This is a genomic window from Pseudomonas asplenii (assembly GCF_001293465.1).
In the GTDB taxonomy this organism is placed as follows: Bacteria; Pseudomonadota; Gammaproteobacteria; order Pseudomonadales; family Pseudomonadaceae; genus Aquipseudomonas; species Aquipseudomonas fuscovaginae_B.
This window is the reverse complement of record NZ_JSYZ01000025.1, coordinates 194841-207461: the sequence shown is the minus strand read 5'-3', so window position 1 is coordinate 207461 and position 12621 is coordinate 194841. Positions and strand designations below refer to the sequence as shown.

Genomic DNA, 12621 nt, shown 5'->3' with positions numbered 1-12621 from the left:
CGCTGTCCAGGCGATCGAGGGTCGCTTCGGTGATCTGGCCGGCAACGGCGCCCTTGGCTGCCGCTTCGCCGTCTTCCTTGTCGAATTCGTCCCAGCTGAGCATCGGATATTCCTTGTAGGTAGGGGTGTTTGAAGGCCTGGTTCACTGCCTTTCGAGCAGGCAGGTAGACACGTGTTTGGAACTCCCGTTCAACAGGATTCACAGCACAAGCAGGCAATCGGCAAACCCTGGTGTTCCAGGGCGGTGAGAGGTGCCGTAGGAGAAGTTTGGCACATCATGTAGTGTTTTTCTTGGGTGTCGGCACACTATATGGTGGTTTTTTCGAGGGGTCAATCCGCAGGCGGCTGCCGTGCGGTTTCGCCGCAGCCAGGGCGGCAGGGCCGCTGAGTGGCATTCGCCAATGCTCGATGACGCCTGCGCCATGGCCGCCCTGTCCGGCGGCCTGGCGACAGCAGATGAAACGGCCCCATGACGTCTAGTCGAGTGCCGCCAGTTGGCCTTGCAGGCGTGCGATCAGCGCACGGCTGCTGGCTTGCATGGGCGCACGCAGTTCGTCGCGAATCAGCCCCTGCAGGGCCAGCACGCTTTTCACCGGCGCGGGGTTGGGTTCGGCGAACAGGCTCTGGAGCAACGGCGTCAGTTGGAAGAAGGTGGTTCTGGCGGCGGTGAGTTGCTGGTCCCGGACCTGCCGGTGCAGTTGCACGAACAACTCCGGGCGAATGTGGGCCGAGGCGGCAATCGCCCCGGTGGCGCCCAGGCACAGGGCATTGAAGATCTGGTTGTCTTCGCCGCACAGCACATCGACCTTGCCGCTGGCCAGCAGTGCGAGGGTGTTGTTCAGGTTGCCGCCGCAGTCCTTGATGGCGACGATGTTTTCGTGGGCGACGATGTCGAGCAGGGTCGCCGCTTCGAAGCTGACCCCGGTGCGATAGGGAATGTCGTAGAGAATCAGCGGTACGCTGGAGGCATCGGCGACGGTCTGGAAAAACGCCTGCAGCCCGGCCTGGGAAGGACGGATGTAGTAGGGCGCGGGCACCAGCAGGCCTGCCAGTGGACGCTTGAGGATTTCACTCTGAAACTGCAGCAGTTCGCTGAGGTTGTTGCCGGCCAGGCCCATCACCACCTGCTGCGGTGTGGCCACTTCGAGTACCGCATCCAGTACCGCCAACTGCTCGTGCTTGCCCAGGGCGGCGGCTTCCCCGGTGGTACCGCAGACGACGAGACCGTCGACGCCACTTTCCAGCAGATGGCTGGCCAGCCGGCGCAGGGCGACGAAATCGATGGCCTGGTTGATGAACGGCGTGACGATGGGGACCCAGATACCTTGAAACGCGGACATGCACTTTCTCCTGATGGTTGACCGTTTCGTCACCGTCAGAAGCTTGGAGGGAAGTTGGGAGGAGGGAGGGTGCCCGTCGCGCTCAATGTCCTGTCAGCTCATCTGACGGGACAGCGCGCCCCGGTCACATGAGCGACTGTTTCTTCGATTTAGGGGCAAACGCAACGCACGCCACAGCCTTGGCATTCAAGCCCGTGGCGATAGCGAAAGTGTCGAGCGTTGCGGACATGTTTGTTTGCACCCTGATTCAGGCGCCCAGTTTTAAGAGCTGGCGCCGGGTTTGTCAATCCTTGGGCGTCTTGCCCAGGGAGAGCTCGGTGGTCGCTCGGCACGTGTGAAAGGTCTGTTGCTCCAGGCTTGTCCGGATCAGCGACGCCAATTGCCTGACCGCCCCCGTCGGCTCGGCCACGGCGCGGTGCAGTACATAACCCAGGTTCGGCACGTCGGGCAGCCCTGGCAGTGTTGTCAGGTGATCGGGCAGACCGATGCGGGTGCGCAGGGTGATACCCAAGCCCGCCGTCACGGCGGCCCAGATGCCGCCGACACTGGGGCTGGTCAGCGCCACCCGCCAGGGTATCCGTGCCTGATCCAGCGCTTCGGTGGCCGCACTGCGCAACACGCAGGGGGCATCGAACATCACCAGGGGCAGGGGTGCTTCCTCCTGGGCGAAGAGCTGATCCCTGGGGCCGATCCAGTGCATCGGCGTCGCGCCGATCCGGCTGGAGTGGGGCGTGTCGAGCGCGGTTTCCCAGGCCAGCGCCAGGTCCAGTTGGCCACGCTCGATCAGCCCCAGCAGTTCGGCGTTGCGGCCAATCCGCACTTCCAGGCTGACCCGTGGATGAACCTTGGCGAAACGGCGCAGGATGTCGCTGAGCAGGTGTTCGCCAAAGTCTTCCTGCAAACCCAGGCGCACGCAGCCTTCGACCTGAGCCTGGTGCAGGCTGTCGAAGATCTCGTCGTTGAGTTCCAGCAGGCGGCGGGCCTGGCTCATCAGCGTTTCGCCCAGAGGCGTCAGCACCAGGCCGCGCCCCGACTTGAGCAGCACCGCACTGCCGACCTGTTCTTCGAGCCTTTTCAGTTGGGCACTGACGGCCGAGGTCGAGCGCCCGAGCCGGTCGGCCGCCTTGGCGAAGCTGTTCAGTTGCACGCCGGTGACGAAGGTGCGCAGGACATCGAGGTCGAAGCTGGGATGGCGCATGGCTTAAACGTCCACTTAATCGGGATTATGGGTTCTGATTAATCTGATATTCGGAATGATCGTCGCTTGCTAACTTGCCGGCGTCAACCCGATTCCAGGAGCTGTCCGCCATGCCTTTCGCCCGTATTTCGTTGCATCGGGGCAAATCGCCCGATTATCTGGAGAGGCTTTCCCAGAGCCTGCATGAAGCCTTGGTGGAAAGTTTCGACGTACCGCCCGCCGATCGCTTCCAGGTCATTCACCAGCACGAGGTGGGGGAGTTGATCTTTGACGGGTATTACCTGGGCGGTCCGCGCAGCCAGGATTACGTACTGATCGCCATCACGGCTGGACGGTCGCGGGAGACGGCGGTGAAGCAGGCGTTCTACCGTACCCTGGTGGCGCGTCTGCAGGCGGCGCTGGGGCTGGACCCGGAGGATGTGATGGTGGTGATCACCACCACGGCGGCGGATGAGTGGTCGTTTGCCGGTGGGCGAGGGAATTGAGGGGGGTGATCCGCCAACGGCCACCCACGGCATCCGATCAGCGTTCGCCTGCGGCGGCAGCGATCACTCGCTCTCGAAAGCGCTGCAGCACCGACGAACTGTCGCCCACCCGCGTCGCCAGGTGAAGCGGCGCGATCAGTCCCGGGCATTCGGCCAGGGGCCGGTAGGCTATGCCATCGCCGCGCAGGCGCTGCATCGAGGCGGGGACGATGGACAGGCCAAGCCCCGCGGCGACCAGGCTCAAGGTCGCGGCCATGCGCGGGGCTTCCTGGATCACCCGGGGGCTGAAACCCGCCTCTCGACAGGCCACCAGGATGGCGTCGTACAGCCCCAGCCCGACTCGACGTCGATACAGCACGAAGGCTTCGCCCGCGAGGTCCGAAAGCGGCAGGGCCGTGTGAGTGTCCTGCGCCAGCGGATGGTCCATCGGCAGCGCCAGCAACATCGGCTCCGTCAGGATCGGCTCGGCTTGCAGGGTGGGTGTGCCGTTCAAGGGCGAACGCACGAACGCCGCATCCAGGCGCTCATGCACCAGCGCGTCCATCAGCTCGCCGGTACCGGCTTCCTCCAGGACCACCGAGACACCACCAAAGGCTTCACGAAAGTGCCGCAGAACACCAGGCACGAACGGATGCAGCGCCGCCGAACTGGTAAAACCGATACCGAGGCGGCCCTGTTCGCCACGGGCGGCGCGGCGCACCACCTCGGTCACCCCCTCGGCCCGCGCCAGCAGTTCCCGGGCTTCCTCCAGCAATGCCAGGCCGGCGCTGGTCGGGCGCACACCGCGGGGCAGGCGCTCCATCAGGGTGACCCCCATCTCGGCTTCGAGCTTCTGCAACAGCCGGGTCAGCGGGGGTTGCTGCATATGCAGGCGCTCGGCCGCCCGGGTGATATGACCTTCCTCGGCGATGGCGACAAAGGCTTGCAGACGACGCAGTTCCAACATCTCGGATACCTTCAGGGTATGGCAGCTCATCATTATTGGCATTTGTCATCATGCTTTGCAAAACCTACGCTGTGCGCATTCCCTGAGCACAAAGAGGAAGCGTGATGACCTGGTCAGCCAAGCAGTATTCAACCTTCGAAGCCGAACGCACCCGCCCGGTACGTGATCTGGTGGCGGCGATCCCGACCCGCAACGTGCAGGTGGCGGTGGACCTGGGATGCGGGCCTGGCAATTCCACCGAGGTTCTGGCCGAGCGCTTTCCCGAGGCTCGGGTCACCGGTCTGGACAGCTCCGATGACATGCTGGTCAGTGCCCGTGCGCGCCTGCCCGGATTGAGTTTCGAACTCGCCGACATTGCCACGTGGAATCCGGACCAGATGTTCGACGTGATTCTTGCCAACGCCTCGCTGCAATGGTTGCCGGATCATGCCAGCCTGTATCCGCATCTGGTGAGCAAGCTGGCCAGCGGTGGCAGCCTGGCGGTGCAGACCCCCGACAACATGCAGGAGCCTTCCCACCGGCTGGCCCGGGAAGTCGCGGCAGAGGGACCCTGGGCCGCGAAGATTGGCACTGTACGGCATCCACCGCGGCATGATGCGGCGTTCTACTATGAGCTGCTGAAACCGCATTGCGCGAACGTGGATGTCTGGCGCACCACCTACCATCACCCGCTGGCGGGCGGCCATGCGGCCGTCGTGGAGTGGTTCAAGGGGTCCGCCTTGCGGCCCTACCTGGCGCCGCTGGACGAGGATGAAAAGGCCGCCTACCTGGAGCACTACCTGGCGGCGATCAGTGAAGCCTATCCGGCGCTACCCGATGGCAGTGTGCTGCTGCCGTTCCCGCGGCTGTTCGTGGTGGCCAGTCGCTGATCGGCGACCGTGTCAGGTCATTGAGTGTCACGTGCTGCCGAGTGGCACTCAGGGCCGCTTCCAGTTGTGCCACGGTTTTTTGCAACGAAATACGGTTGCTGAAATAGGGAAGGGTCAGGAATAAGGTTTTTCCCTTGGGCCTTCAATCGCGATTGCAGAGCAGTCGCGATTTCCTGTGGTGAAATAAGAAATGTATGGCCAGCACCCACCCTGCAGGGTGCTGGCAACGTTGCTAAAGCGCGGTCTCCGGCTCCCGTTTTGCGGCTGGCGGGGTGTGTAGGTGGGACTGCAGCTCCAGCGTCTGCTCGAACAAGGCCTGCACCGCAGGTTGGTGGCTGACGGCAATGACGCTGCAGCCAGGCAGGCGCTCTCTGAGCAACAGCAGTAGCGCGCAGGCCGAGGTTTCATCCAGTTGGCTGGTGGCTTCGTCCAGGTAGAGCGTGTCGGGCCGGTAGAGCAGGGCACGGGCGAAGGCCAGGCGTTGCTGTTCGCCGCCTGAGAGTTCACGGGTCCATTCGGTTTCGCGCTGCAATTGGTCCAGCAGGACACCCAGGCCGACGTCCCGCAGCGTTGCGCGCAGTTCGGCTTCCCCGGGGACCTCTCTGGACGGGTAGGCCAGCAAGCGGTCCAGCCGGTCGCTGGCCAGATAGGCTTTCTGCGGCAGCAGCAGGCTGCGGCCGGGTGGCAATTGCCAGGTCCCGCGATGGAACGGCCAGACCCCGCCCAGGGTACGCAACAGTGTCGACTTGCCCAGGCCGCTCGGGCCGGCCAGTCGCAGCCAGCTACCGGGTTCGAGGTCCAGTTCCAGATGCTGAAGCAACGGGCTGCCATCGGGCAGCAGCACGCTGGCCGAGCCCAGTTGCAGGCGGCTGCCGAGAGCGGGTTGCCGGCGCTCGGCATGTGCCTGTTCCAGGGCGTTGTGAAACTGCCCCAGGCGTTCGACCGTGGCGCTCCAGTCCATGATCAGCCGATAGGCGCCGATGAACCAGCTGAGCGAATTCTGTACCGCGCCAAAGGCACTGCGGATCTGCATCAGCCCACCCAGGGTGATGGTCTTGGCCAGGAATGCCGGCAGGGCGGCGAACACTGGAATGATCAGGCTGATGCGGTCGTAGCTGACGGTGAAAAAGTTCAGGTCGCGTTCGCGGTTCATCAGTGCCCGCCAGTTGTCGGCGATTCGTTCGAAACGCGCCTTCAACTGGCGTTCTTCCACGCTTTCCCCGCGATACAGGGCGATCTGCTCGGCGTTGTCGCGCTTGCGCAGCAGGTCGGCCCGCAGGTCGGCTTCGCGATGCTGCTGTTCGTAGTTGAGGCGATGCAGCGGGCGGCCGATCCAGTGGGTCACTGCCGTTCCGACCACGGTGTAGATCACCGCGATCCACACCAGGTAGCCGTCCAGGGTCAGGCTGTAGCTGCCGAGGCTGAAGGTCTGGGTGCCGGACAGTTGCCAGAGGATGCCCAGGAACGCCCCGGCCTGGGCGAAGTTGGTGATGAACGACACCAGCAGGCTGACGCTGCTTTCGACCAGGCGCCTGACGTCTTCGGCGATGCGCTGGTCAGGGTTGTCCGGCTCGCCCTGGTGGCCCATGCGGTAGAACGCATGGTCAGCGAGCCAGCGGCCGATGACCTGCTCGGTCATGCTCTGGCGCCAGCGCAGCAGCAGGGCCTTGTGCAGCCAGTTCTTGTACACGGCGATCAGCACGAAGGCCCCGAGGTAGAGCAGGTACTCGCCCATCAGTCGATACAGCGCCGAGGTGTCGAAGGCACCCAGGGTGTCGTAGAAGGTCTTGCTCCAGGCATTGATCCGCACGTTGATCTGCACGATCAACAGACCCATGCCGATCACGCTGCCCAGCAGCAGCCACGACACCCACTGCTGGCGACTGCGCCAGTACGGCCAGGCCAGCCGGAAGAAGGTGCGCAGGGTGTTCATGGGCGTGCTCCGGAGGTTGGCAGCATTTGCAGTTCACGCTGGTTGGCCGGACTCCAGAGCTGCTTGGCCAGGGCCTTGAGGGCGGCCGGTTGCAGGCCTTGCACCAGTTGCCGCTGTTCACTCAGGTAGCGTGGGTCGGCATAGGCCCGTTCGCTGAGAATCAGCCGGTGGAGCTGGGTTTGCGGGTCGTTCAGCCGTTCGCGCTCCTGGCGCTCGAGTTGCTTGCGCAGGGCTGCCACTGTCTGGGCGTTGATGTGTTGCGGCAGTTGCGCGAGTACCTCGGTGGCCATTTGCCGGAGCTCGTCCAGGCGCTGCGGATCGGCGGTGAAGGCCAGGCGGCTGTCGATGCGCTGTGTGTCCTGAGCCAGTTCGCTTTCGAAGTTCAATCGATAGACGCCACTGGCTTCGCCGCGCAGCTTGGCCTTGAGCTCTTCCTGGGCCAGGCGCGCCAGCAGCGACACGGCGGCGGCCCGGGCCGGGCTCCAGGCGGCTTCGCTGAAACTGAAGGCCTGCAGATTGGCGCGGGGTTCCAGGGCAATTGCCAGGGTTTCCCGGTGGGCTCCGGTGAGCGGGGCGATGTCGTGGGCGGACAGCGCCCGGCCCCGTGGGATATTGGCCAGGTAGCGATTGACCTTGATTTCCAACTGCTGCGGCTCGATGTCACTCATCAGGTAGTAGGTGACCGGGCTCTGGCTCATGCGTTGCCATTGCTCCAGCAGGTCCTGGTGGCGCACGGCAGCCAGTTGTTCGGCATCGGGTTGCAGGGGCTGTCGCGGGGCGAAACGCAACCGGGCCAAGGCCTGGGCCTGCCGGGTCGAAACATTGTCGGCCTGGCGCGACAGGCCGTCGCGCATCAGCTCCAGGCTGTCGTCGACGGCCTGAGGATCGATCCAGGGCTGGCTCTGCCAGCTGTGATAGAGGGCCAGCAGCGGTTCCAGTCGCGCTCCCGTCGCCTGACCGGTGAAGGTCAGGCGACGGGCTTCACTGCTCAGGCCGAGACTGACCTCATGCGCGCTGCGCCAGCGTTTCGACTGCGCCTGGCTCCAGCCTGGCGGGGCACTCTGGGAGAGCAGTTGTGCCGCGGTCTGTGCTTGCCATGGCACCAGGCCGTCGGCCAGATAGCCGGAGGGCGAGTCGATGCGCAACTGCGTCTTGCCATCCGTGCCGGCTCGTTTGAGCCAGACCAGCCGGTCGCCGTTGCTCAGTTGCCAGTGCTCGACCTGCTCGGCGTCGAAGCGTTGTTTGCCGATGATCCGGCCCGGCGTCTGTGGGACGGGCAGGCTCGGCAATTCGGTCTGTTCCTCAAGCTTGGGCGGCACGGGGGGCAGTGGCGCTGCCCGCCACCGGGCGATGTCGGCCTCGACCTGCCTGACGCTGGGCAGTGTGACGGGAGCCAGGCCAGGGGCCTGGTATTGCAGCACGCGATCCGGCTGGTCGGTCCAGTCGTTCCAGCGTCGGTTCAGGTCCGCGAGCTGGATACCGTCGAGCAGCTGCAGGGTCAGGTTGGCGATGGTGCTCGGGCGGACCACGCGGTGGTCCTGTATGGCGGCATCGTTGAGGCGGCGTACCCAGTCGGCGAAGTCACGGTCGTCGCCATTCTTGAGCATGCGCCGGGCGATATCGCGCAGGGCGGTTTTCTGCTGCTGGAGCAGCTGTTCGTCGAAACCGTTGCGGCGCAGGCGGGCAATCTCTTCGAGGATTTTCTGCAGGCCGGCCTCATGGCCGTTGGCACTGACCGCAGCGCCGACGGCGAGCACCGTGGACGCCTGGCCGATCTGGTGCTTTTGCAGGGTCAGGCTGCGTACCCCCGAACCGTTCTCGCGGCCCTGTTGAACCAGTTGCTGTTGCGCCAGTGACAGGACCAGGCGGTTGATCAGGCGTTGGCGCAGGCCCTCGGTGGTGGTAGCGCGGGCATCGGCCTCGTGGAAGCGGAACATCAGGGCGACGTTGCTGCCGCCGCTCTGGCTGTCCTGCACCTGGACGATGTTCAACTGTTTGCGCAAGGGCAGTTCCAGGTAGTCGCGACTGGGCGTCGAGGCGGTGGGCAACTGGCCGAACCAGTGTTCCAGGCGCGCCGGCAGGGTAGCGGGGTCGATATCGCCGGTGATCACCAACTGCATGTTGCCCGGTACATACCAGCGCCGATGGAAGGCGGACAGGTCGGCCCACTGCGCGGCCTCGATACCCTCCCGGCTGCCGATGGGCGGGTGGTTGACGTAGCGTGAACCGACCCGTTGGGCGTCACGTCGCTGTTCGTTCATGCGCTGGGCGACGCCCAGGCCACCGCGCCATTCCTCGAGGACGATCGGACGTTCCTGTTGCAGATCGGCAGCGGTGAAATCCACCGGGCCGCTGATGGTCGCCAGTGCCTGCAGGCCCAGTTCCAGTTGAGCCGTGCCGGCGGCCGGGCTGAAGAAGTACTGGGTGCGGTCGTTGCTGGTGACGGCATTGAAGTTCTGGCCCTGTTTCCAGCCGGCGGCCAGCAGGCTCTGGCGTACCGTGCCGGGCAGGCTGCCACGCTGGTAGAACGACAGGTGTTCGAGCAGGTGAGCGACGCCGGCGCGTTCGCCGGTTTCATCCACCGAGCCGGCTTTCACCAGCAGGCGCAGGTCGACTCGGCCCTGCTGGCTGTGGTCCGGCAGCAGCCAGTATTCCAGCCCATTGGCCAGGGTGCCGCGCTGCAGGCGGTCGTCCCAGGGCAGTTCGGTGGTGGCTGGCCGGGAGGCGCAGGCGGTCAGCAGCAACAGGCCGGCAAGGCCTGTACAGAATGTCTTGATCATGAAGGACTCGGGCTGGTTTCGGTCAGGGGCGGTCGGCCTTGCAGGAGCGGCAGCCGGCTAGAAGCGGTAGCCGACTTCCAGCCAGTACTGGCGGCCGATCTCGTAGGTGGTGGTTCCGGAATAGCTGACGATGGGCGACACCTTGTCCAGAACGTTGGTGATGTCCACAGCGGCGAACAGTGCCTGCTCGCGGGCGGTCGGCAGCTCCCAGTACAGGCGTGTGTCCCAGGTGGGGGCGGCCTTGACGGTTGCGGCCTCATACACGTCGTAGGTGGTCAGGCCGCCTTCGGCGTTGGGCAGGCTCGCGGTCTTGCCGGTGTTGACGATCTGCTGGTAGGGCCCGCGATAGCGCAGGAAGTTGCTCCAGGTCAGGTGCAGCGCTGGCAGGTCGGTAATGGTGGTGAGGCGGGCGGTCCAGGGACGGTTGAAGTCGCTGGTGGGCAGTTCGCTGTAGGCGGTCACCTTGCCGTCGTAGATCACATCGTTATCGTCGACTTCCGAGGCGGAGAGCACCTGCTGATAGTCGGTGTGGGTGCTGCGGGTGCGGTTCCAGTCGAGAGCCAGTTGCATCGAGGTCGAGGTCCCCAGGCCCTTGATGCGCCAGTCCGGGCTGACGGTCAGGCTGACGTTGTCGCTCTCGCTTTTGCCCTTGTTGGTGTAGGTGTAGTAGTTGGCGATGGTGGTCACGCCGTCGCCGGTCGGCAGGTCGAGGTTTCTCGCGGTGGAACGCACCACCTGGTCCTTGCCCTGGCGATGCACGTACTTGAGGTCGAAAGTGGTGTCCAGCCAGCGCTGGCTGATGCCCAGCATGACTTCATCGTCGTAGGGGATATCCAGCTTGCGGAACGAGTTTTCGTCGACGCCATAGTTGACCCAACCGGCGAAGTCCTGAATCGTGGTGCCGGTCGAAGCTCCCCGGGTCCGGCGCCAACGCAGCGACTCGCGACCATCGGCCAGGCGATAGATGAACAGGTTGCGGCCGTAGTAGCGATTCAGGCCGCCGGTCAGTACGGTGGAGCGATCGGCGAATACGTCGTATTCGGCCGAGAACCGTGGTGCCAGGGTTTTCTTCTCCATGTAGTCGTCGGCGTCCAGGCGCAGGCCCGGACGCAGGGTCAGCTTGCCCAGTTCGATCTTGTCCTGGGCAAACAGGCCGTAGCGTCGCTCGGTCAGCTCGATCTTGCCTTCACGGTAGTAGTTCAGGTTGCGAAAGTATTGGCGGGTCAGGGCGCCAAGGGCATTCCTGGAGATCGAGCAGTACTCGCTGTCGAGGGCACCGCTGGCGGTATTGCAGGTCAGGCTGCCGTTGGAGGCGCCCACTCCAAGGGTGGTCGCGGTCCAGACGTCGCCCGGGCGTTCGTAGGTGGCGGTCTGTTGGCTCAGCTCCAGGCCGGTCTGGAAGTTGTGCGTGGTGCCCCAGAGCTGCACCGGCAGCCAATCCGCCTTGAGACTGTAGGTCGCACCGACCTGGGTCTGGGTCAATTCGCCCATGCCGCCCTCGGCGCTGGTGGCGGCGGTGCTCAGTACGCCGTTGCGATAAGGGTTGCCCCAGTTCTTGGCTTCGGACCAGCGCCAGGCCTTGTAGACGTTGTTGTCTGAGGTACGCGAGCTTTCCAGGTTGGTGTAGGCGAGCTTGTGGGTGTAGGTCGCCTGGTCGCCGAGCCAGATCGCCTGCAGCGACGCCTGGTAGCCACCCTGGTGAATCACCGTCGCCGAGTTGCGGGTATTGGCGCGGAAGTATTCACCCTCTTGCGGAGCATGGGTGAGGTTGAACCGGGTTTCGAGACGGTCGCTGGGGTTCCAGAAGCCCTTGAGCACATAATTGTCGATCTGCCGGCGTTGATCATGCTTGCCGTCGTCGGTGCCGCTCTGGTAGCCGTTGTCGTAGGCATTGAGCGGGATGATCGAGGTCTTGCGGGAGAAGTTCGCCATCAGGCCGAAGTTCTCGGTCAGGTGCCCCTCAAGGGTGGCCTTGTAGGTGAACTTGCGAAATTCCGGCTGGTTCTGCGCATCGCTCGACTGCTCGAAGGCATTGCGCTGGTCGTCGGCGATGTGGAACTGGGTCCAGGACGAGCGGGTCATGCTCATCGACACCTTGCCGTGCAGGTCTTCGGTCGGGCGGCGGGTGATCGCGTCGACCACCCCTCCGTTGAAACCGCCGAATTCGGCCGGCACGTTGCTGTCGTAGACCTTCACCGATTCCAGTTGGTCGGCATCCAGGGCGATGCCGTGGGCCCGGCTGGGCAGGCCCTCGATGCTGTTATAGTCGTTCCAGGTATGGCTGCCGGGGTCCAGGTCGTTGTTGATGCTGATCCCGTCGATCATGAAGTTGTTCTGGTAGTACTTGGCGCCGTTGATGCTGATGTCCGCCGGGTCGATTTCACCGGCGGTGTTGGAGCTTTTTTCATCGGCGCGGAATTTCACGCTGGGGTGCATCTGCAGCAGGGTGGTGATGTCGCCATTGGCACCGGGGAAGGCTTCGATGGCGCGGCGGTCGATCACCGTTTCGCCCTGGAAGCCGCTTTCCTGGGGGGTACCCAGCACCACGATGTTTTCGGTGACCAGTACTTCGTGGGTGCTCTGGCGATAGGCCTCGGTCACCGGGATTTCTTCGAGGATCAGCGTGTCGGCAGCCGGGTTCAGGTGCCAGCGCACACCGCTGCCGTGCAGCAGGTCGACCAGCGCGTCGCGGGCCGAGAGGGTGCCACGGGCACCGACGGAATCGCGGTTGCGCAGCAGGGCGCTGTCGCTGCTGATCTGGATGCCAGCCTGCTGGCCGAAGGCGATCAGGGCGCCGGCCAGCGATTGCGCGGGGATGTCGAAATCGAAGCGCTGTTCCAGGCGTTGGCCCACGGAGAGCGGCTTGACGTCGTCGGCGCAGACACTGGCACTCATCAGCGCACCCACCAGCCCCATGGCTCCCAACCATTGGCCGGAACGGCCGAGCAGGGGTTTGTCGGTCGATCGGGCGAAAGGCGCCGTCCTGGAAATCGTCATGTATTGCTACTCCCCGTTGCATTGCCGAACGCATACGCGAACTAAAGTGCGAACGCATCTCAAATGCGTTGCA

Annotated in this window: 8 protein-coding genes; 2 read left to right on the top strand and 6 right to left on the bottom strand. The window is 64.4% G+C overall.

Annotated features, from left to right (window positions below; all coding sequences use genetic code 11):
- Positions 1 to 476: 476 nt before the first annotated feature.
- Together dapA and PF66_RS27640 are read right to left on the bottom strand one after the other, a co-directional pair.
- Complete coding sequence (gene dapA / locus PF66_RS27645) at positions 477 to 1340, bottom strand: 4-hydroxy-tetrahydrodipicolinate synthase (RefSeq protein WP_054057672.1); 864 nt, start codon at positions 1338 to 1340, stop codon at positions 477 to 479.
- Between the two features lie 283 nt (positions 1341 to 1623).
- Positions 1624 to 2538, bottom strand: coding sequence for a LysR substrate-binding domain-containing protein (locus PF66_RS27640; RefSeq protein WP_054064424.1), 915 nt, complete (start codon positions 2536 to 2538; stop codon positions 1624 to 1626).
- Between the two features lie 110 nt (positions 2539 to 2648).
- On the opposite strand from PF66_RS27640, the gene PF66_RS27635 reads away from it, so the two are divergent.
- Positions 2649 to 3023: a tautomerase family protein gene (locus PF66_RS27635; protein WP_054064423.1), complete on the top strand. Its 375-nt coding sequence runs from the start codon at positions 2649 to 2651 to the stop codon at positions 3021 to 3023.
- Positions 3024 to 3060: 37 nt separating this feature from the next.
- Here the strand turns inward: PF66_RS27635 and PF66_RS27630 are convergent, their stop codons facing one another.
- A complete protein-coding gene (locus PF66_RS27630; RefSeq protein ID WP_054064432.1) occupies positions 3061 to 3969 on the bottom strand; it encodes a LysR family transcriptional regulator in 909 nt (302 codons plus the stop codon).
- Between the two features lie 104 nt (positions 3970 to 4073).
- On the opposite strand from PF66_RS27630, the gene tam reads away from it, so the two are divergent.
- Positions 4074 to 4838, top strand: a complete 765-nt coding sequence (gene tam / locus PF66_RS27625) for a trans-aconitate 2-methyltransferase (RefSeq protein ID WP_054057675.1) — start codon at positions 4074 to 4076, stop codon at positions 4836 to 4838.
- A gap of 232 nt (positions 4839 to 5070) precedes the next feature.
- Here tam and PF66_RS27620 read toward each other — a convergent pair whose 3' ends face one another.
- Genes PF66_RS27620 through PF66_RS27610 form a run of 3 tightly spaced genes read right to left on the bottom strand, consistent with a single transcriptional unit; the run spans position 5071 to position 12548 of the window.
- Positions 5071 to 6771, bottom strand: a complete 1701-nt coding sequence (locus tag PF66_RS27620) for an ABC transporter ATP-binding protein/permease (RefSeq protein WP_054064422.1) — start codon at positions 6769 to 6771, stop codon at positions 5071 to 5073.
- Positions 6768 to 9551, bottom strand: a complete 2784-nt coding sequence (locus tag PF66_RS27615; protein WP_054064421.1) for a M16 family metallopeptidase — start codon at positions 9549 to 9551, stop codon at positions 6768 to 6770. The genes PF66_RS27620 and PF66_RS27615 overlap by 4 nt, the downstream gene beginning before the upstream one ends.
- Positions 9552 to 9608: 57 nt before the next feature.
- Positions 9609 to 12548, bottom strand: a complete 2940-nt coding sequence (locus PF66_RS27610) for a TonB-dependent receptor plug domain-containing protein (protein ID WP_054064420.1) — start codon at positions 12546 to 12548, stop codon at positions 9609 to 9611.
- Positions 12549 to 12621 lie beyond the last annotated feature (73 nt).

Bases quoted from the DNA above. Each gene is read 5' to 3' on its own strand.
- dapA (WP_054057672.1), bottom strand. From the start codon at position 1,340: ATGTCCGCGTTTCAAGGTATCTGGGTCCCCATCGTCACGCCGTTCATC.
- PF66_RS27635 (WP_054064423.1), top strand. From the start codon at position 2,649: ATGCCTTTCGCCCGTATTTCGTTGCATCGGGGCAAATCGCCCGATTAT.
- tam (WP_054057675.1), top strand. From the start codon at position 4,074: ATGACCTGGTCAGCCAAGCAGTATTCAACCTTCGAAGCCGAACGCACC.
- PF66_RS27640 (WP_054064424.1), bottom strand. From the start codon at position 2,538: ATGCGCCATCCCAGCTTCGACCTCGATGTCCTGCGCACCTTCGTCACC.
- PF66_RS27610 (WP_054064420.1), bottom strand. From the start codon at position 12,548: ATGACGATTTCCAGGACGGCGCCTTTCGCCCGATCGACCGACAAACCC.
- PF66_RS27620 (WP_054064422.1), bottom strand. From the start codon at position 6,771: ATGAACACCCTGCGCACCTTCTTCCGGCTGGCCTGGCCGTACTGGCGC.
- PF66_RS27630 (WP_054064432.1), bottom strand. From the start codon at position 3,969: ATGTTGGAACTGCGTCGTCTGCAAGCCTTTGTCGCCATCGCCGAGGAA.
- PF66_RS27615 (WP_054064421.1), bottom strand. From the start codon at position 9,551: ATGATCAAGACATTCTGTACAGGCCTTGCCGGCCTGTTGCTGCTGACC.